This window comes from Kribbella solani (assembly GCF_014205295.1).
In the GTDB taxonomy this organism is placed as follows: domain Bacteria; phylum Actinomycetota; class Actinomycetes; order Propionibacteriales; family Kribbellaceae; genus Kribbella; species Kribbella solani.
Window position 1 is genome coordinate 3,832,829 of record NZ_JACHNF010000001.1, and the last position, 18,262, is coordinate 3,851,090.

The 18,262-nt window shown below is 67.4% G+C and carries 23 protein-coding genes; 6 read left to right on the forward strand and 17 right to left on the reverse strand.

The window, feature by feature from the left end; genetic code table 11:
- Positions 1 to 126 precede the first annotated feature (126 nt).
- On the forward strand, positions 127 to 930 hold the full coding sequence (locus tag HDA44_RS17330; RefSeq protein WP_184835659.1) for a GbsR/MarR family transcriptional regulator: 804 nt from the start codon (positions 127 to 129) through the stop codon (positions 928 to 930).
- Here HDA44_RS17330 and HDA44_RS17335 read toward each other — a convergent pair.
- Positions 922 to 2,034, reverse strand: coding sequence for an NAD(P)/FAD-dependent oxidoreductase (locus HDA44_RS17335; protein WP_337906076.1), 1,113 nt, complete (start codon positions 2,032 to 2,034; stop codon positions 922 to 924). The two genes, HDA44_RS17330 and HDA44_RS17335, sit on opposite strands and share 9 nt — an antisense overlap.
- Positions 2,035 to 2,168: 134 nt before the next feature.
- Here HDA44_RS17335 and HDA44_RS17340 point away from each other — a divergent pair, with 134 nt between their 5' ends.
- On the forward strand, positions 2,169 to 3,671 hold the full coding sequence (locus HDA44_RS17340; RefSeq protein WP_184835661.1) for an alpha/beta fold hydrolase: 1,503 nt from the start codon (positions 2,169 to 2,171) through the stop codon (positions 3,669 to 3,671).
- Positions 3,672 to 3,673: 2 nt separating this feature from the next.
- Here the strand turns inward: HDA44_RS17340 and HDA44_RS17345 are convergent, their stop codons facing one another.
- Together HDA44_RS17345 and HDA44_RS17350 are read right to left on the reverse strand one after the other, a co-directional pair.
- Positions 3,674 to 4,426 (reverse strand): hypothetical protein, encoded by a 753-nt coding sequence (locus HDA44_RS17345; protein ID WP_238352477.1) that lies wholly within the window; start codon positions 4,424 to 4,426, stop codon positions 3,674 to 3,676.
- A gap of 121 nt (positions 4,427 to 4,547) precedes the next feature.
- On the reverse strand, positions 4,548 to 5,363 hold the full coding sequence (locus HDA44_RS17350; protein WP_184835663.1) for a SigB/SigF/SigG family RNA polymerase sigma factor: 816 nt from the start codon (positions 5,361 to 5,363) through the stop codon (positions 4,548 to 4,550).
- 322 nt (positions 5,364 to 5,685) lie between these two features.
- On the opposite strand from HDA44_RS17350, the gene HDA44_RS17355 reads away from it, so the two are divergent.
- On the forward strand, positions 5,686 to 5,919 hold the full coding sequence (locus HDA44_RS17355; protein WP_184835665.1) for a DUF397 domain-containing protein: 234 nt from the start codon (positions 5,686 to 5,688) through the stop codon (positions 5,917 to 5,919).
- Between the two features lie 230 nt (positions 5,920 to 6,149).
- Here the strand turns inward: HDA44_RS17355 and HDA44_RS17360 are convergent, their stop codons facing one another.
- Together HDA44_RS17360 and HDA44_RS17365 are read right to left on the reverse strand one after the other, a co-directional pair.
- On the reverse strand, positions 6,150 to 6,368 hold the full coding sequence (locus HDA44_RS17360; protein WP_238352478.1) for a hypothetical protein: 219 nt from the start codon (positions 6,366 to 6,368) through the stop codon (positions 6,150 to 6,152).
- Entirely contained in the window at positions 6,365 to 6,559 is a 195-nt protein-coding gene (locus HDA44_RS17365; RefSeq protein WP_184835667.1) for a hypothetical protein, read from the reverse strand. Before HDA44_RS17365 ends, HDA44_RS17360 begins: the two co-directional genes overlap by 4 nt.
- Before the next feature lie 451 nt (positions 6,560 to 7,010).
- Between HDA44_RS17365 and HDA44_RS17370 the strand changes: the two genes are divergently transcribed.
- The gene (locus HDA44_RS17370; RefSeq protein WP_184835669.1) at positions 7,011 to 7,883 is read left to right on the forward strand and encodes a Scr1 family TA system antitoxin-like transcriptional regulator; all 873 of its coding nucleotides are present in this window, start codon (positions 7,011 to 7,013) and stop codon (positions 7,881 to 7,883) included.
- Between the two features lie 37 nt (positions 7,884 to 7,920).
- On the opposite strand, the gene HDA44_RS17375 is transcribed toward HDA44_RS17370, so the two are convergent.
- The 7 genes from HDA44_RS17375 to HDA44_RS37260 form a co-directional block, all read right to left on the reverse strand.
- Positions 7,921 to 9,057, reverse strand: a complete 1,137-nt coding sequence (locus tag HDA44_RS17375) for a hypothetical protein (RefSeq protein WP_184835671.1) — start codon at positions 9,055 to 9,057, stop codon at positions 7,921 to 7,923.
- A complete protein-coding gene (locus tag HDA44_RS17380; protein ID WP_184835673.1) occupies positions 9,054 to 9,734 on the reverse strand; it encodes a histidine phosphatase family protein in 681 nt (226 codons plus the stop codon). Before HDA44_RS17380 ends, HDA44_RS17375 begins: the two co-directional genes overlap by 4 nt.
- Positions 9,735 to 9,746: 12 nt before the next feature.
- On the reverse strand, positions 9,747 to 10,673 hold the full coding sequence (locus tag HDA44_RS17385) for a nucleotidyltransferase domain-containing protein (RefSeq protein ID WP_202887409.1): 927 nt from the start codon (positions 10,671 to 10,673) through the stop codon (positions 9,747 to 9,749).
- A 103-nt stretch (positions 10,674 to 10,776) separates the two neighbouring features.
- The gene (locus HDA44_RS17390; RefSeq protein WP_202887410.1) at positions 10,777 to 11,580 is read right to left on the reverse strand and encodes a phosphotransferase; all 804 of its coding nucleotides are present in this window, start codon (positions 11,578 to 11,580) and stop codon (positions 10,777 to 10,779) included.
- A 296-nt stretch (positions 11,581 to 11,876) separates the two neighbouring features.
- Positions 11,877 to 12,737 carry a helix-turn-helix domain-containing protein gene (locus HDA44_RS17395; protein ID WP_184835679.1) on the reverse strand — a complete coding sequence of 287 codons (861 nt, stop codon included), beginning with the start codon at positions 12,735 to 12,737 and terminating at the stop codon, positions 11,877 to 11,879.
- A 133-nt stretch (positions 12,738 to 12,870) separates the two neighbouring features.
- A complete protein-coding gene (locus HDA44_RS17400) occupies positions 12,871 to 13,497 on the reverse strand; it encodes a DUF2461 domain-containing protein (RefSeq protein WP_184835681.1) in 627 nt (208 codons plus the stop codon).
- A complete protein-coding gene (locus HDA44_RS37260; RefSeq protein WP_238352479.1) occupies positions 13,494 to 13,673 on the reverse strand; it encodes a hypothetical protein in 180 nt (59 codons plus the stop codon). Before HDA44_RS37260 ends, HDA44_RS17400 begins: the two co-directional genes overlap by 4 nt.
- 62 nt (positions 13,674 to 13,735) lie before the next feature.
- Here HDA44_RS37260 and HDA44_RS37265 point away from each other — a divergent pair, with 62 nt between their 5' ends.
- Positions 13,736 to 14,209, forward strand: a complete 474-nt coding sequence (locus HDA44_RS37265) for a zinc-binding dehydrogenase (protein ID WP_337906821.1) — start codon at positions 13,736 to 13,738, stop codon at positions 14,207 to 14,209.
- Here the strand turns inward: HDA44_RS37265 and HDA44_RS17410 are convergent.
- The 3 genes from HDA44_RS17410 to HDA44_RS17420 form a co-directional block, all read right to left on the reverse strand.
- A complete protein-coding gene (locus HDA44_RS17410; RefSeq protein ID WP_184835683.1) occupies positions 14,199 to 15,326 on the reverse strand; it encodes an alpha/beta fold hydrolase in 1,128 nt (375 codons plus the stop codon). The genes HDA44_RS37265 and HDA44_RS17410 overlap by 11 nt on opposite strands.
- Positions 15,327 to 15,367: 41 nt before the next feature.
- The gene (locus tag HDA44_RS17415; RefSeq protein WP_184835685.1) at positions 15,368 to 15,661 is read right to left on the reverse strand and encodes a hypothetical protein; all 294 of its coding nucleotides are present in this window, start codon (positions 15,659 to 15,661) and stop codon (positions 15,368 to 15,370) included.
- 194 nt (positions 15,662 to 15,855) lie between these two features.
- Positions 15,856 to 16,143: a DUF1905 domain-containing protein gene (locus tag HDA44_RS17420; RefSeq protein WP_184835687.1), complete on the reverse strand. Its 288-nt coding sequence runs from the start codon at positions 16,141 to 16,143 to the stop codon at positions 15,856 to 15,858.
- A 69-nt stretch (positions 16,144 to 16,212) separates the two neighbouring features.
- Between HDA44_RS17420 and HDA44_RS17425 the strand changes: the two genes are divergently transcribed.
- The gene (locus tag HDA44_RS17425) at positions 16,213 to 16,731 is read left to right on the forward strand and encodes a GNAT family N-acetyltransferase (RefSeq protein ID WP_319039941.1); all 519 of its coding nucleotides are present in this window, start codon (positions 16,213 to 16,215) and stop codon (positions 16,729 to 16,731) included.
- Here the strand turns inward: HDA44_RS17425 and HDA44_RS17430 are convergent.
- Both HDA44_RS17430 and HDA44_RS17435 read right to left on the reverse strand, forming a co-directional pair.
- Positions 16,685 to 17,845, reverse strand: coding sequence for a cation diffusion facilitator family transporter (locus HDA44_RS17430; protein ID WP_337906078.1), 1,161 nt, complete (start codon positions 17,843 to 17,845; stop codon positions 16,685 to 16,687). The two genes, HDA44_RS17425 and HDA44_RS17430, sit on opposite strands and share 47 nt — an antisense overlap.
- Positions 17,842 to 18,243: an ArsR/SmtB family transcription factor gene (locus HDA44_RS17435; RefSeq protein WP_184835689.1), complete on the reverse strand. Its 402-nt coding sequence runs from the start codon at positions 18,241 to 18,243 to the stop codon at positions 17,842 to 17,844. Before HDA44_RS17435 ends, HDA44_RS17430 begins: the two co-directional genes overlap by 4 nt.
- Positions 18,244 to 18,262 lie beyond the last annotated feature (19 nt).

Genomic DNA, 18,262 nt, shown 5'->3' on the forward strand with positions numbered 1-18,262 from the left:
ACTCCAGGCGCTGCCGGCTGGAAAAACCCTGCTGGAACGGGCATTCTGTGCAATGAGACTGCGAGAGAACGCAACTCGTTGCAATGGGATGACAGCAAACGCACGAGCGGACGCACGGAGGCACCGATGCCCGGAGGACGGCTGAGTCACCAGGACCGGCTGGAGATCGCGACCGGTCTGACCGCCGGGCTCGGGTACGCCGAGATCGCGCGGCAGCTCGGGCGCCCGACGTCGACGATCACCCGCGAAGTCGCGCGGAACGGCGGCGCGGGCGGGTACCGGGCGGACCACGCGCACTACGCGACCGCCTCCCGCGCTCGTCGCCGCCGGCCGGCCACGCCGGGCGAACGGCCGCGCGCCGAGGACCCGCTGCAGGAGTACGTCGAGCGCTTCGCCACGATGATGGTCCAGGGCGGCCTGCCCCGGATGGCGTCGCGCGTACTCGCACTTCTGTATACCACCGACGCCCGGACGCTGACCGCGGCCGAGCTCGTACGCGAGCTGCACGTCAGTCCAGCGTCGATTTCGAAGGCGATCGGCTACCTGGAGCGGGTCGGAATGGTATACCGCGAGCCGGACCCGGAGCGCCGGCCGCAGCACTATGTGATCGCCGAGGACGTCTGGCTGAAGGCGTGGGAGGTGAGCGCCGGCACCAACCTGAACTGGGCCGAGACCGCTGCCGAGGGCGCTGAGCTCCTCGGGCCGGACAGTCCGGCCGGCGAGCGGCTCACCCAGATGGCAGCGTTCTTCGGGCGGCTGAGCGAGGACATGTCCGGCGGCGGCGGCTTCACGGACTGCCTGTCCGTACTCGCGACGCTTTGGGAGGCGGATCGGCTGCTGACGGTCGAGGAGGTCGCGAGCAAGCTGGAGTGGCCGGTGGAGCGGGCGGCCGACGTGATCGCGTACGCCGTCAAGAACAGTTCACGGTAGGAGCGTACTGAGCATCCGGCGGGTGACACCGCCGTCGGCCAGACCGAGCTCGACCAGATCGTCGAAGATCTGCTGATCCCCCGCGGCGGCCCGAATCCCGGCGTTGAGAATGCGCTCCGATCGGCTCAGCTGAGCGATCAGCGCGGTGTGCCGGAGGTGCCTCGACAGCATCCGGGAAGTGCGGCGACGGTACGGCGTACCCGCGTCCGAACTGTTCGCACGCAGCGCCTCCGCGACCGCACGCCCGGCGTGCAGACCGGTAGCGATCGCGTAATAGATGCCCTCGCCGGTCATCGGGTTGATCAGACCGGCCGCGTCACCGGCGAGCAGCACCTGGCCGCGCTGCGGACGCCAGGTCCAGCCGGCGAGAGGCAGGTGATGACCCCACCAGGACTCGCCGCCGTCGGTCGCGCCGGGGAGTAGCGTTTCGAGATGCCCGAGCAGGTCGGTGCGCGTCGGGCGCGGGCGGTCGGCGGCGAGCAGTTCGCCGTACCCGACGTTGGACCAGCCGTCACCACGGTCGAACGACCACGCGTACGAAGGCTGGCGGCCGGGACCGTACGCGATCACCTGACTCGCGGCGCGGTCCGGCGGCGTCGGCGCGTACCCGCGGATCGCCAGCGCGACGGGACCAGCTTTGGTGCCGAGCTCGCGGCGTACGACCGAATGCGCACCGTCCGCGCCGACCACGAACCGCGCCTGCAACTCACCGTCGAGCGTCACCGACCGGCGGTCGATCGTCAGGTCACGGACGCGCCGCCGGACGAGCTGCGCGCCCGCCGCCTGCGCCGCCGCGACCAACCGCTCGTCGAAGACTGCCCGCGGCACCACCCAGGTCGGGCGATGCATCTCCCGGTCGACGCCGACCTGCCCCTTGTTGAGCACGAACCGGCGCACCGGCGTCCAGTCGTCGAGGATCCCGGTGACCCCTACCTCGGCGAGCAGGTCGAGTACGTGCGGCGCGATCCCGTCACCACACGCCTTGTCCCGCGGGAAGTCGTGGCGGTCCAGCAACAACACCGACAACGTCGGGTCCGCCGCCAACGCCCCCAACGCCGCCCCAGCCCCTGCCGGGCCCGCGCCAACAATCACCAGATCCCACACATCGCACAGTGTCGCAGCACACCGGGTGCGTACTCGAGCGAGGTAGTGCGGACGCGACCGTCATGGGGTCCTCCAAGGCACTGTGCCGGCGACGGCCAATCCATAACGTCGGCAGTGACTTCGAGGAGAACCGAATGAAACTGCTTCTGGTAGCAGCGCTGCTGGGTGGAACCTTGACCACTCCGGCCGAACCTCCCGCATCCCCGCCGACGTCCATATCCAAGTCCATTTCCACGTCAGCGCCACGGATCGAGTGGGGGCATTGCCGGCTGAACGCGGGCGACACCGAAGGGGCCGAGCTCGACCGGGCCGGCGCGGAATGTGGCGAGCTGAAGGTGCCGTTGGACTACAGCCGCCCGGACGGACCGAAGATCAGCATCGCCATGTCCCGGTTGAAGGCGACCGGTCACCGGATCGGTGCGATGGTGCTGAACGACGGTGGGCCGGGTGGTCCGGGGCTGAGCATGCCACTGCGATTGCGGACCATGATGCGGGAGGCCGGCACGCGGTACGACCTGATCGGGCTCGATCCGCGCTTCGTCGGGCGCAGTACGCCGATCGACTGCAAGCTGCCGTTCGCGGGATGGCCGTGGGCGGATGGCGCGAGCCGTGCGACGTTCGACCGGGTCGTTCGGCAGCAGGCGGACCTCGCGGCGCGGTGCGGGGCAAACGCGGGTCAGTACCTTCCTTATGTCAGCACCCGGAACACTGCCCGGGACATCGACCAGGTGCGGATCGCGCTCGGCGAAGAGAAGATCTCGTATCTGGCCTACTCATACGGCACGTACCTCGGCGCGGTCTATCTGCAGATGTTCCCGGGGCGTACGGATCGGGTCGTGCTCGACGGACCACTCGATCCGGAACTGTACGGCGCGCAGTTGCTGCGGACCGTCGGCCCGGCGAACGAGGCCGCGTTGCGGGACTGGGCCACGTGGGCGGCGGCGCGGGACCGTACCTATCAGTTGGGGACGACCACGGCCGGGGTGATGGCGTCGGTGGATCGCATCCTTCGCGTCGCGGCCGGGCCGGGGCTGGCGATCGGGAAGTACCGGCTCGATGACGGTTCGGCGCCGGTGGTGCTGTTCGGGCCGCTGGCCGATGACCGGGACGCTGCCCGCGCGACGTACGCGGGGTTTGTTCGGACGATGCTGCGGGCGACGTACGGTCCGGTCGAGCCGAGTGCCGAGTTCGGCGGGTTGCTGGCGGGGTTGCTGACGCCGGCGGCATCACAGCTGTCCAGTGCGCAGATCGCGATCGTCTGCGGTGATCGAGCGGTGCCGCGTGACCCCGCCACGTATTGGCGGGACATTCAGGCACATCGGCGTACGGAACCGCACTTCGCGTCGCTGGCGCGATCGATCTCGGCCTGCGCGTTCTGGCCAGTACGGCCGCGGGAGGCGCCGACGCGGATCGCGAACGCGGAGCCGGCGTTGATCGTGGCTGCTGACGGCGATCCGCGGGCGGTTTACCCGAATGCGGCGGCACTGCAGCGAAAGCTGACCGGGGCCCGGCTGATCATGCTGCGGGACGCACGCAAGCATGGGATCTTCGGTGAGTACGGCAACGGTTGCGTCGACGGGAAGGTGATCCGCTACCTGCTCAGCGGTCGGCTGCCCGCGGTTGATCAGACCTGCTGAGGTCAGGTGCCGGGGCGGCGGCCGGGCTTGTTGGGGCGGCGCGCGGTGGTGGCGCGGCGGGTGCGCGGGGAATGGGGTGTGCCGGCGCCGAAGCCCGTGACCGGGCGGGCCTCGTCGAGATCCACGATCTTGGGCGGCGGCGGGACGAAGAGGGGAATGGTGTCCTCACGTGCCGGCGACGGTGGTGGCGGCACGGTTGGCTTGGCGCGGGCGGCGGACTCCTTGCTCACCTTCGGCCGGGGCGCCGCCACCGCCGGGGCCGCGACCGGCGGGCGGGTCGACTTGCGGTGCGGCAGCCGCGTACTCAACTCGATGCCCAGCGCACCGATCAACTTGTGGCAGGCAACGATCGAGACAGCGACCGCGAAGACAGTGCAGCCGGCGAACAGTACAGACTGACCACCGGCAGCCCAGTTGTGCGGATCGGTACGGATCATCGCCGCGATCATCGCGACCACGATCGCGTTGGTGATGCCGACGGCAACGGCCAGCCCGACCGTACGCAGCAGCACCGGCCGTTCCAGACCGACGTCGTCCGCGGCAGCCACCAAACCGGCGATCAGCCCGGCGAGTACCGGCACTGTATAGACAAGCGCGAGGGTGAGACCGGGGCTGGCGACGAGATAGAAGATGTCGAACACCAGCGCCGTACCGGTCAGCGCGGCCGCGAAACAGATCACCATCGGTGGGTACGCGCGCACCACCCGGACCGCGTCCGCGGGCACGGTCTTGAACATCCGCAACGCCAGAAGCAACTACTCATCCCCTCGTCAACCCCCATTGTGCAACCCGCCGCCACCGAGCGTGAGTCACGACCACCAGCGAGTCGTGACGCACGCTCGATCGAAGTGGGTCCGCCTTGGAGAGTCGAGAGGGTCAGGCGGCGGCCTGGACCGGATCCAGCTTGTCGCGGAGGTCGTCGAGGATGCGGCGCAGAACCCGGGAGACCTGCATCTGGCTGACGCCGATGTCGTTGCCGATCTCGGACTGGGTCCAGCCTTCGACGAACCGGAGCTGCAGGATCCGGCGGTCCCGCTCGCCCAGATCGGCGAGCACCGGCTCCAGCATCTCCACTGTCTCCAACTGGTCGATGGTCGCGTCTTCCTCATCAGCTACCACGTCGGCCAGCGTCAGCTCCGCGTCCACCTCGGCCGGCCGGTCCAGCGACAGCACGTTGAAACAGCCCCGGGCCGCGAGCGCCTGCTCGACCTCGGTCAGTTCGACCTCGAGGTGCTCGGCGATCTCGACCGGGGTCGGTTCGCGGTTCAGTTCCTGCTCCAGCTCGGGCAGCTTGGTGGCGATCGTGCCCTGCATCTCCTGCAGCCGGCGCGGAATCCGTACCGTCCAGGCGCAGTCGCGGAAGTACCGCTTGACCTCGCCGCGGATGGTCGGGATGGCGAACCCGATGAACGGGATCTCCGCCTCCAGCCGGTAGTGGTGAGCAGCTTTCACCAAACCCAGGTAGGCGACCTGTTCCAGGTCGTCCGCCTCGGCGCCACGGCCGCGAAATCGGCGCGCGATGCCCTGGGCCATCTCCAGATTGAGCTCGACGACCTGCTCGAGCAGTTCCTGCCGTTCCTCGGCGGAGGTACTGGCGGCCCGGCGTTCCATCAGTTCCCGGGTGGCCGCTTCACGTGCGGTCCGATCGATCGGACGAGGGGCCGAAGCCCGCTCCATGGTGCTCGTTCCCATTGGTATGACCTCGCGACTGTCTTGTCACGGCGTGGCACTTAGCTGAACCACGGTCATGCCTGCATTCGAAGTCGTACCCAGTACTCCGGATCTCATGCATCGCGCTCCGGATGTCGTACAGGCGGGGTACTGGAGAGGCAGAGGTGGGCCTGGAGCGGCCGGATCGTCACCGACCGCGACGAACACGCCGTTCCAACGAGCGTTTGACCTCGACACGGTGACAGGAAGTAAGGGAGCGGACACATGACCCCAAACCGTGTACGATGCAAATGCAAGCCCAAATGCACGTGCATATGCCAAGTACGTATGGAAGGTGCAGCTGATGACTGCGATCTACAACGGCATGCCTGGCGACTCGAACACCGAGCTGGTCTGGCGCAAGAGCCAGCGCAGCGGCCCGCAGGGCAACTGCGTCGAGGTGGCAAAGCTCCCGGACGGCGGGGTGGCGGTACGCAACTCCCGCTTCACCGAGGGCCCGGCGCTGGTCTTCACCAAGGCCGAGATCGAGGCGTTCCTCGGTGGAGTCCAGGACGGCGAGTTCGACTACCTAGCCTGAGCCTTACAACTACGTAAAACAGATCAAGGGCCCCTTCGCCAGGCGAGTGACGAAGGGGCCCTTCTGCGTGCCCGGAGCGGCGCCGGCGGAGTCCGTAGGCGCCGGCGTACCGGCGGGGTGTTTTCAGTGACCTGGTGGAGACATGGAAACGCCAGGTCCGGCTCTCCGGCGAGAGTCGAACCTGGCGTGCTCGAGGGGCGGGTACGACAGGTACAGAGCGGTACTGAGGACTACTGGACGGTCAGCGGCCAGAGCTGTTCGCTCGGGAGCTCCGAGGCCTTGCCGGTCGCCGCATTGTCAACGGTGATTCGCAATCCGGTGAACTTCGGCGTCATCACCTTCTGATAGCGCGACGCACGATCGGGCTCGGCCGCGTACTCCGCGATCAGGTGGTCACCCAGCCAGATCCGCACCATCTTCCGTCCTCCTGCCGTTCTGTCTGTGGTCATGGCGCCATGCTTACGATCGGGTCGCCGTCCAGCTGCCGGACGCCGCGCAGCCAGCCCTCGAAGGCCCAGCGCTGTTGCTCGGGGCAACGCGCGACCAGTTCCTGGATCTCCCGCTCGGTCAGCTCCTCGGGCGCGTGCCCGCCGGCCCTCGCGGCCGTACGTTCCGCTGCCCCAGTGTCGTCGTCGTTCATCGACTCGGGTTCCCCAACCAGTCATGCCGGTGGCGGTGCCGCCGACGGTCTGTAGGACCGGCCTGCCGGATCACGCGATGTCACTTTTCGCGAGATACAGCTCACCTTCTGTGCATGAATCAATCATGGCGTCAGCACGCAGCGAATGCAAGCGCCCGATGCACGTGCATCCGCACGTTTTCCATTTCGAGACCAGAATCGGCCGGTTTCCGCTTGAATCAGGCTGGATCAGGTCCGTCGAACACTGTTCGTCGCCGCGCCAAGCGTGCCACTTTGTACTGACAAAGTGGCTGATCCGGCGATCGAGTAGGCTGACGCTCCGTGATCGCTGATCCTGATTCGCCGCCGGCAAGTAAGAACTTCGGCAGATCTGCCTGCCGTCGTGCGATGATGTCCCCTCGCGGGTGAGATTCCCGCCGGTGACGATCGCTGGGGCCGCTGGGAGGTGGGTGTGACCGAGTCGGGCGCGCAAAGCGGGCCGACCGCGCTGCGCATCATCCTCGGGGCGCATCTTCGCCGGATGCGGGTGGCGGCTGGGATCAGCCGCTCGGACGCGGGCTGGGAGATCCGCTCGTCGGAGTCCAAGGTCAGCCGGATGGAGCTGGGCCGGGTCGGTCTGAAGGAACGCGACGTCGGCGACCTGCTTACTCTCTACGGTCTCGACGACGAGGAAGAGCGCGGGCGGTTGCTCACGCTGGCCCGCGAGGCGAACAACCCCGGCTGGTGGCACCGCTACGGCGACGTGCTGCCGAGCTGGTTCCACTCTTATCTGGACCTGGAAGCCGCGGCGCAGCTGATCCGTGTCTACGAGCTCCAGTTCGTCCCAGGCCTGTTGCAGACCGAGGAGTACATCCGCGCGGTGATCCAGCTGGGTCGCGGGATGATCGCGGCCGAGGAAGTCGAGCGCCGGGTCACGCTGCGGACCAACCGCCAGGAGATTCTGACCCGTCCCGATCCGGTGCGGCTCTGGGCAGTCGTCGACGAAGCAGTCCTGCAGCGCCCGATCGGCGGCGTCAAGGCGATGCTCACCCAGATCGACCACCTGATCGAAGCGTCCCAGTACCCGAACGTCACCCTTCAGGTGATGCCCTTCAAGGTCGGCGGCCACGCGGCGACCGGCGGCGCGTACAGCATCCTCCGCTTCCCGGAGCAGGACCTCCCGGACATGGTGTACATCGAGCACCTCACCAGCGCCCTGTACCTGGACAAGCTCGAGGACCTCGACCAGTACACCGCCACCATGGAAGCCCTCTGCGTCGCCGCCCCACCCCCAAGCAAAACCCGCGACCACCTGATGCGAATCCGCAAGGACGTCGAACGCTGAGCCAGTAGCCTCGGCGGGATCGTCTACACCGCTCAGCTCAGTCATCGGGATGCACCGGATCTGCCAGCAGCACGGCGTGCGCCAGCTTGACTCTGCTCGTGACCCAGCTCGGATCTCCGGCGACGACTGCCTGTCGAAGCTCCTGGAGAACAGCCTCGTCACAGTGGGCCGGAAGCGACATCAGCGTACGAGCGAAGTACCTGAACAACGCCACCAGCTGCGGGGCCGGTATCGCTGTCTTCTCCTTGAGCGTCATCAGCGGCAGGAACCAGCGCTCGAACGCGGATCGGGTGCCGGCGTCGGCGCGGTACGCGGGGTAGACCTGACTCAAGGTTCCCGCGACGTCGTCGTACGGCGCATGCCCGTGCAGCGCGTACTGCAGCCGGGTGCCCTGATGAGCTCTGAAGTACTGGCCGTAGGCCGCGATGTTCCGTGCGGCGTTCTGAGTGGTTGTCATCACCGCGACGTCGGCCTGCAAGGCCCGCGCGACGGACAGCACCGCGACGTGGAGACCGGCGCGGGGGTCGAGAACCAGGCCGTCGAGTCCCAGCGGCGACAGCTCGATTCCGTACTGACGAGTCCGCGACAGGATCAGGCGCGGAGCACCAATCGGAGCTGTGCGCTGTAGGTGCAGCGGCTGCCGGCGATGCGCGGCGTGAATATTCGAGCGATCCAGGACCGCTCGGCTGTCACCCGCTTCCGCAACCAGGTGCAGAGCGGATTTGGCGCCGATCCGCAGACTGCCGCAGGCACGGCACGCGTGTCCTCCGGCCCCGGTCAGGTGACCGCATTCCCGGCAGGTTCGAACTGTCTCACGGCTCAGCCGCAGGTCTCCCCGCCGGAGCTGCTCCTCGATCATGGCCAACGCCAGTTGGGCGACCTCGGCGTCGGCATCCGTCACGACACCACCAACTGGCGGAGCGCTCGGCAGATACTTCGCGGCGATGAGGTCCGCTTCGAGGTCGCGGCGTCGAGTGGTCGCCGCAGCTGCCATCCGCCGGTGGCGCAGGTCGCCTGCCAGCGTCACCGTGTTCCACAGGTGCGGCACCGGCCGATGACCGAGGATGTCGTTCAGCGTGGCCGCGATCCTGATCCCCACCGCCTTGCCCGGACGGCCCTGAAAGTCGAAGGACCCGTTCTGGACCGGGCCGTTGAGAAACACCGGGCCGTTCATCCGTCGTCCACCATCGGCGTGATTGTCGGGAGCTTGACGAACCTGTAGTTCCGCAGCTCGTAGCGGAGAATGGCCGCGTTGGGCGTTTTGGCCTGCTTCTCCTCAGCGAGGATCTCCGGCAGCGGCCGGCGTTCGAGCAGCGACCTGGCGGCGACGACCGCCGTCTGGTGGGTGAAAGCAACCACGGAACTGGCACCCGCAAGGTCACTTCTGGCTAGGTCGATGAACTCGGCGGCGCGATGAGTCACTCCGTCGGCCAGCGACTCACCGCCCGGGGCGACCCACTGATGCTTACGTAGCCTGCGCTCCGCCGCGAGCTCGGGATAGGCGACGTACAACTCGTCCTTGGTCATGTAGGTGGCGTCGCCGTAATGCTGCTCATCCAGTAGCGACGTACGCCGCGGCCAGGGCGCGCACAGGTCCGGGAACGCGATCAGCGCGGTGTCGATGGCCCGGCGGTAGGTTGAGGTGTAGACGTTCCGGCGGGCCCGGCCAAGCGTCGGCAGGACGGCGCCGAGCCACTGGGCCTGCAGGAAACCCCGGGGCGTCAGCCCGACGACCTGCCGCGAAATCAGCTGGGCAGCGAATCCGTCGTACGGGCGCGGATCCTGGTAGAAGCCGTTGTACTTGTCGGCATTTTCAACGGACTCGGCGTGCCGGACGATGAGAAGTACCATTTCGCCGCCGCCTCAGGTCACCAGGTTGGCAACATACAGCGCGCTGACGTTCCACGGCGTCAGCTCGATACCGAATCCGTTCAGGATTCCGCCTTGGGTGTGGACCAGCTTGCCGGACAGGTGGACCGTGTCGCCAGCCCGGAAAGCACCGGTGTACGCGCCGAGGTACGACCTGACAAAGCCGATCCGGCGCGCGAACGATCCTGGTTCGTCGATGCTCGAACGCAGGATGGCCGTCACTCTGATCCCGTACACGGCCGGCGTCGTCAGTCCTTCGGTGTGATCCGTGATCGTCGCGAGCAACGACATCTCGCCGACTTCCTTCGACGACACCCGCGCGAAGGTCCGGTCGTCATCGGCCCGAAGCGGCTCGCAGTTGACATGTGCACCGGAACCGGTGGTCAGGCCCTGCAGCTTGCGGCGTTCCTGCTTGATCAGCGCGTCGAACGAACTGCCCTCCAGGTACTTCGCCCGCCGCAAGTACAACTGGTTGAGGTCGCTGTCCTCGTAAGGCCTGATCAGGTCCCGCTGACCGAACAGTTCGCGAGCAGCTTGATACCCCTCCGCGCCGTAGCACACCAGGTCGATGTCCGACCGCTCGTTGAAGCAGCCCACCAGGAACGAGCCCGTGACCCCGATGTCCTTCTGGGCGCCAAGGTCGGCGACGCCCTCCACGATCGCCAGCAGGTCCTTGCCCACCGCGTTGTCGGCCACCGATCCGGGGACATCCTGGATGGTGCTCAGCGCGCGCCGGCACGAGTAGTGCACGGCGACGTCATCGCGGGGCAGCCCGGTGATGACGCAGCCCAGGGTGTCGGAGTAGACGTAACACTCGGGGCGGTCGGCGAGAATCCCGAAGGACTTCGAGACGACGCTGTTCTGCCGGTAGCGGCGATTGAAAAGGCGTCGATCCCCCTTTTCGTCGGCATGATATTTCACGTACCCTAGATAATGGCTGCCCGGATGACTGTCCCCGATAACCTTGAAGATGATGCCGTCCCGGTTCATCAGATAATCGCGGTCCCGAACCGATGGGACGGCATTACCGGTAGCCAGTGCTGAACTGCTCCAGTGCGGGGAAGTTTCCGGTGTCGATAGTGCCGGTTGAGTCATATTGATCAAGTCCCAACGTGAAAAGAGCACGGCGGTACTGCCACTTGATGTACTTGTCGTGCCGGCCTGGGCCCGACGGCCGCATCAGGGCCAGGAAGAAGAAGCATTTGACCAGCAGGAACTCCCCCAGCCAGGTGCTGAGCGGGGGCCCGTCCACTGCGGTGCTCGCGGCGTCGAGCGCGGCCAGGTACGCGGCCCGCTGCTCAGCGGTCACGGCGTACCCCTTGCCGCCGCCCTTGAACGCGATGATGTCGAGTGCCGGACAGACGTCGTACCCGAGTGGTATCGGGCCGTGGTGCTGCCAGTCGATGATGCCGCCGGGCAGCATGTTCGGTAAGCCGTAGTCCAGATGCCCCAGGCAACCCGGTAACTGGTCAAGGCGTCCGACGGCGCGGGCGACGACTTCTCGTACGCGCGGAGTGTCCAGATCAGGATTCTCGGCAAAGACCGCAGTGGCGAACGCTGCCTTTTCGAACCAGTCGGAGACCAGCCGGGGATTTCCTGCCTGGGCCACCAGGAGTCGTCCGGAGATGTCGGCCGCACCGGCGATGACTCCCGACCCCACCGCTCCATCGACGCTCGCGTCGGCGAGTGCCTGGTCATGGAACGTGACATCGCCCAGCGAACGCTCGATGACGTAATAGCCGTTCTCATCCGAACCACGGGACACGATCTCCGAAACCGGATACCCAAGGTCCCGTACGGCTGTCTGAAAGTCCGCCTCGACCGCCAATTCACCACCACCGGTCCGCTTGTACAGCGCACCGTCGGTCGACCGCCAGACCGCTCCCGTCGCTGAGGCGGTCCGGGCTTTCACATACTCCCAGCCGGTCATTCGTCAGCCCCGGATCTGCCGTGTTCGTCCATGAGACGACCGTACGGAGAGTGAGCTGTCGAGCACCATCCGAATACCGGAGGTGGCCGGGTACGCCCAGGAGACGAAACGTGCGGTTGCCGACGTGATTCAGCGTTCCGGCGTACCGGACGGAGCCGGAAACGCGAGGTTGTGGATAACGTGCAGCTGAGCTGTCAGCGGGTGGTCAGAGTGGCGATCAGGGCGCGCGAATCGCGAGGGCTGAGGGCCATGGCGCGGAGGTGGTCGAAGACGAGACCGTATCGGTCGATCTCAGCTTCGGTTTCCAGGAAGATGTCGCCGGCCAGGCTCTCGACGTACACGATGTCGGGGACGGTGGGACCGAAGTTCAGCCGGACGAACGCGCCGGTCATGCCGGGGTGGGCGCCGCGATCGAACGGGATCACCTGGAGCATGATGTTCGGTTGCTCGCTCAGCTCCAGCAGCCGGGCCAGCTGCGCTCGCATGACTGCCTGTCCGCCGACCTCCCGCCGGAGAGCCGCCTCGTCGATCACCGCCCAGAACTCGAGTGGATCGCGGCCTTCGCGCTGCCGGCTCAGAACGATCTGGCGCTCGAGCCGGGTGCGGACGTTCTGCTCGACCTCGTCGGCGTCCATCGGCAGACCGTCCAGTACAGAGGCGCGAGCGTACTCCTCGGTCTGCAGCAGCCCAGGGATGTAGAGCGACTCGTAGTTGTGCGCCGCCTTCGCCTCCGACTCGAAGCTGATGTACGCGGCATACCCGCGGGGAATGACGTCGGTGAACTGCCGCAGCCAGCCGGGTTGCTTCGCGCCTCTGGTCAGTTCGATGAGCTCGGCGCGGCGGGTCGGGGTGACGTTGTAGAGGTCGAAGAGGGTTTCGAGGGTGCCGAGGTGGGGTTTGGCCTGGCCTTTTTCGATTCGCCAGAGGGTGCCCTGGTTTACGCCGGTGCGGTCCTGGACCTGTTCGCGGGTGAGGGCGGCCTCGGTGCGGAGGATGCGGAGTTCGGTGGCGAGACGGCGGAGCCGCACCGTTGGCGGGCCGGCTGGTCTCGGCATGTCCACAACCTCGCGTTCTCGACTCCGGCGATGCGTACGGCCCGGCGATCGGCGATGTCGGCGGGCAGCCGGCACCCAGGTTCGAATGGTACAAGAATCGTCACGCTGCGTAGATCCTTGTCAGGTCAATCGGCTAGGTGTTGTCGGTGAGCCAGGTGATGAGCGGGTTGGTCGCTCGCCAGTCGGTGCGGATCTGGGTGGTCAGGGATGCGGTGTGGATGACCGGTTCGAAGCCGTAGTTCTTGCCGACGGTGAGGGTCTTGTGGCGGAGGAGGTCGATGCGGGGGTGGTCGGGGTCGTAGCCGCGGGGGGTGGTTTTGAGTTTGTCGCCGCCGATCGTCCAGCCGGCCTTGGTGAGTTTGGCGAGGATCTTCTCGAGTTGGCGGCCGCGGCGGTCTTCGGCGATGGCGGTGCGGAAGCGGGCCAGGCGGTCGGAGGTCGCGTCGTAGAAGCCGGCGCCGACGCGTACGCCGGGGGCTGACACCTGCACGTACCAGCCGGTGGCCGGGGCGACCGCGACGTACGCGCCCTGATGGGTCTTGTACGGGGTCTTGTCCTTGGCGAAGCGCACGTCCCGGTACGGGCGGAACAGTTTCGCGGCGCCGAACTCCTCCTCGAGTTCGGCGGCCAGCTCCGTCATCGGCGCCCGCACCGACTCCTCGTAGACGTGCTTGTGCGCCGTCCAGAAGGACTTGGTGTTGTCCATTTCGAGATCGTCGTAGAAGTCCAGCGCCGCCGCCGGGAAACCGGTAAAACTCATGTCGACACGATAGTTCCCCGGCAGCGAACGGACGGACCCCCATGCGCGCGATCCAGGTCGCCGAGCTCGGCGGCCCCGAGGTACTTGTCCCGGCCGAGCTCGATCCGCCGGTCGCCGGGCCGGACGAGCTGCTGGTCGAGGTCAGCGCGGCGGGGGTGAACTTCGCCGACACCCACCGCACCGACGGCTCGTACCGCGGTGGTGTCACGCTCCCGTTCGTACCCGGTCGCGCCGGCGGATCGCGACCGCGTCCACTCCGGCCAAGCGTGAGCTCGCGCTGGAGCTCGGCGCGGATGTTGCCGTTGACAACAACTTGGACGGGTACGTCGATCGGGTGCGGGCCGCGACCGACGGGCGCGGCGCCGACATCGTGCTGGATCCGGCTGGTGGGCAGGCGATGCTGGCCGGGATCGACTGTCTCGCCGACTTCGGCCGGCTGATCAACTACGGCAACGCAGCGCGTACCGGACGGCCCGCTGTCGATCCGAGTTCGCTTGCCCAGCGCAACCTTTCGGTCGGCGGCTTCTGGCTGGTGCCGGCGCTCCGCCGGCCCGGGATGTACGTGCATCCGCTGACCGCGATGCTCGAACTCACCGCCGAGAAGAAACTGCACCCCTTGGCCGGCGCCGAGTACCCACTCGAGGAGGCACGCCGTTCACACGAGGACCTGCTGGCCCGGCGCAGCACCGGAAAGCTGATCCTCAAGCCCTGAGCGTCGCGAAGAACTCGCGGATGTCGGCCGCCAGTACCTCCGGCTGTTCGAGCGCGGCGAAATGACCCCCGTGCGGGTGGCTGGTCCAGCGGACGACGTTGTCGGTGGCCGCGACCTTGTGCCGCAGCGGGATGAAGTTCTCGTGCGCGAGATCCAGGAGCGCGGTCGGCGTACGCGACGGCTCGGCCGGCTGACCCCAGTACGACGCGTGCGCGCGCTCGTAGTAGATCGCGCCGGCCGATCCCCCGGTCCGGGTCAGCCAGTAGAGCATCACGTTGGTCAGCAGTACGTCGCGATCAACCGCGTACGCCGGGTCCGTCCAGGTCGCGAACTTCTCCGCGATCCAGGCCAGCTGCCCGACCGGTGAATCGGTGAGCGCGTACGCCAACGTCTGCGGGCGCGTCGACTGCAGATCGGCGTACCCCTGCTCCTCGGTCGCGAACTCCCGCGCCCGCCGCCATGATGCCCAGGTACGTTCGCGCTCCGCGTCGTCGAGCGGCGCGAGTTCGGCCGGCGTCGGCTCGGACGTCGCGCCCGCGCCTGGGATCAGGTTCAGGTGTACGCCGACCACCCGCGCGGCATCGATCCGCCCGGCCTCGCGCGAGATCGCCGCACCCCAGTCGCCGCCCTGCACTCCGTACCGGTCATAGCCGAGCCGAGTCACCAGCTCGGTCCAGGCCCAGGCGACCCGCTTGTACTCCCAGCCGGGTTCGTGGAGCGGTCCGGACAGCGTGAAACCTGGGATCGTCGGGAGGATGAGGTGGAAGTCTCCGAGCAGCTTCACGAGTTCGGTGAACTCGACGATCGAGCCCGGCCAACCGTGCGTGATCACCAACGGGATCGCGTCCGGCGACGGCGAGGGCAGGTGTACGAAGTGGACGTTCGCGCCGTCGATCGTGGTGGTGTACTGCGGCCACTCGTTCAGGCGCGCTTCAGCCGTACGCCAGTCGTACTCGTCCCGCCAGTACGCGACCAGGTCCTGCAGGTACGCCAACGGAACGCCCCGCGACCAGGCGGCACCGGGCAGCTCGGACGGCCAGCGTACGAGGTCCAGCCGCCGGCGTAGGTCGTCCAGTTCGCTGTCCGGCACGTCCAGCCGGAACGGTTCGATCGTCACCCTGGCACGATCGCGTACCAGGAGGTTCGGCGCATCCGAATTCAGGCGCTGACCTTGGCGCGGTCCCGGAGGACCTTGATCGCGATCGCGCCGATCAGGCAGAGCACCCCGACGATGATCACCACGATGGTCAGCGTGCTCGCGCCGTTCAGCGCGTTGTCGCAGGCCATCGGCGTGATGCCGCCGGCCGGCTGGAAGGCCGAGCCGCAGTCCGTACCGCCGGCCGACACGGACCGGAAGCCGAGCAGCGCCCCGGCAAGCAGCAGGACCGCCCCGGCGGCGCCGAGAATCTTGTTCAGTGTGATCACGGCCGGACCCGGCCTGATCCCGGACATGCCGACGGCACGCCCCGTGAGCCCCGTAGCACCTCGTTCACTCCTGACTTCGACGGACCACCCAAGCATCGAATTTACGGTCAGGTAAACGACGATCTACAGCGTAAGGGCCGGTCAGGTGCGATTCTTCACGCACTCCTTACTCGCGACCTGACCCGCTGTGACGGTGATCTCAGATCAAATGGAAGTCACTGTCATCCGATCCGTTCTTCCAGATGAACGGTGACCTCGTCCCCCGGCTGCTTGCCGAGCAGGTTCTGCAGCGCGGCCTTCACCGGCAGCTTGTGGGTACCGTCGCCGAGCGCCATGAACGAGCTCTCGAACGGATGCCCGTCCATCGTGCCGCGTACCTTGACCAGGCCGCGAGTGCCGAAGAACTCGGCCGAGTCCGGCATCTTCAGGTACGTCCAGCCGCCCTTCGCGTCGCTCTTCAACAGCGGCGCGGTGAACGTCCGGTCCAGTTTTCCGGTCTTGCTGCTCATCGTGAGCTCCTCGCTACACCCCTTGGTAGAGACCGCCGTCGCGATTTCGACATCCCTATTCTGGATCTTGTGCAGATCACGATCCGGCCGGGCGCGCGGGACGACGTACCGGCGGTGCTGGCCCTGCTTGACGGGGCGACCGAGTGGCTGGTGTCACGGGGCCAGGTAGAGCAGTGGGGGACGGCGCCGCACTCCACCAGTCCACGCCGGGTTGCCCAGATCAGCGGGTTCGCGGCCGACGGGGAGCTTTGGGTCGCCGAGCTCGACGGGCGAGTGGTCGGCGCGCTCGCGGTCGGTGCGGCGATGGAGTACGTGCCGCCGGCCGATGAGCCAGAGCTGTACGTACGGCTCCTGGTCACCGACCGTGCTTCCGCCGGGCGGAACCTGGGTGGCGTACTCCTCGACCATGCCCGCGACCTGGCCCGGGCCGCGGGCGTACGACTGCTCCGGGTCGATTGCTTCGCCGGTGGCGACGGCGCCCTCGTCCGGTACTACGAGAAGCAGGGCTTCACGCGGGAGGCCGAGTTCGCCGTCAGCCGGGTCAATGAGCCGGACTGGCCGGGTCAGCTGCTGACGCAACACCTGTAGCAGCACCCGCCGCACCGGCAGCACCGGCAGCACCGGCAGCACCGGCAGCTGTCGAGCTTGTAGCGCTTGTGGCTGCGTCTGTGGCCGCGCGGTGTACGACGCCGTGGGAGTCGCTGCAGTGTGCCGCGCGGGTGTCCGCGGTGGCGTGATCGACCTGCAGCGTCGAGTGGGTCAGGTGGTGGCGATCGGCAAGTACCTGCTCGATCTGAATCCGGATCTGGTGGCAGTCCAGGCCCTCCGCGACCAGGATGTGTGCTGACGCGGCCGGCTCGCCGGAGGTGATCTCCCAGACGTGCAGGTCGTGTACCTCGACCACGCCCGGCACCGCGCACAGCTCGGCGCCGAGGGCCTGCGGGTCGATCGCGGCCGGCGCCGCCTCAAGGAAGATGCGGCCGGACTCGCGGACCAGGGAGATACCGGCCTTGAGCATCAAGGCGGCGACGACCAGCGCGGCGATCGCGTCGGCGCGGGCGAAACCGGTGAGCAGAACGACCAGACCTGCGATCGCGGTCGCGATGAAGGCGAAGAGGTCGTTCAGGATGTGCTGGAAGGCGCCTTCGACGTTCAGGCTGGAGCGGTTCGCCTTGCTGATCAGCCAGGTGGCGAGGACGTTCACCGCGATACCTACGACACCGGTGATCAGTACCAGCGCGCCCTTTACTTCGGGCGGGTGGATCATCCGGTTGACCGCTTCGTACACGAAGTAGACGGCCAGCAGGAGCAAGGTGATGCCGTTCGCTTGCGCGGAAAGGATCTCGACGCGTTTGAAGCCGTACGTGAAGCCGCCTCGCGGTGGTTTCGCGGCGAGCCGGATCGCGAGCAGGGCGAGCGCGATGGCGATCGCGTCGGTGAGCATGTGCGCGGCGTCGGTGACGAGTGCCAGCGAGCCGGCCGCGAAGCCGACGATCACCTCGGCGATCATGAACCCGACGATCAGCGCGAGCGCACCACTCAACAGCTTCCGGTCGGCATTCGCGCTCACGCCGTGCCCATGCCCGTGCCCCGCACCCGCAGCACCCGCGGCACCGGCACCCGCGGCACGACCGGCAGCGTGACCGTGACCGGACACCTCGGCCGGTTCGCCTACGCGCGGTTCACCGCTCGGGGCGCTCACGACTCGGTCCGTTCCGGGTGCATCGCGTCGGTGTGCTCGGTGTGGGCGACGGCGAGGTCGACCAGCATGCGTACGTGGGCGTCGTCCAGGCGGTAGAACGCGTTCCGGCCGTCGCGGCGGACCGTCACCACCCGGTGCGCCCGCAGCAGCCGGAGCGCGTGCGAGGTGGCCGACTCGCTCAACCCGGTGATCGCGGCCAGATCGCAGACGCACAGCTCCCCGTCGAGCAGCGCGACCAGCAGCTTCAGCCGGCGCGGGTCGCCGAGCAGGCTGAAGACATCGGCCGTGTCGACGATGTCCTCCGCGCCCGGCATCCTGGCATTGACGCTTGCCACCCGCTCCGGATCGACCAGCCGGACGTTGCACGCATCCGGCTGCACATCTGCAGAACTGTTCATATATTCAAGGTAGAGCACC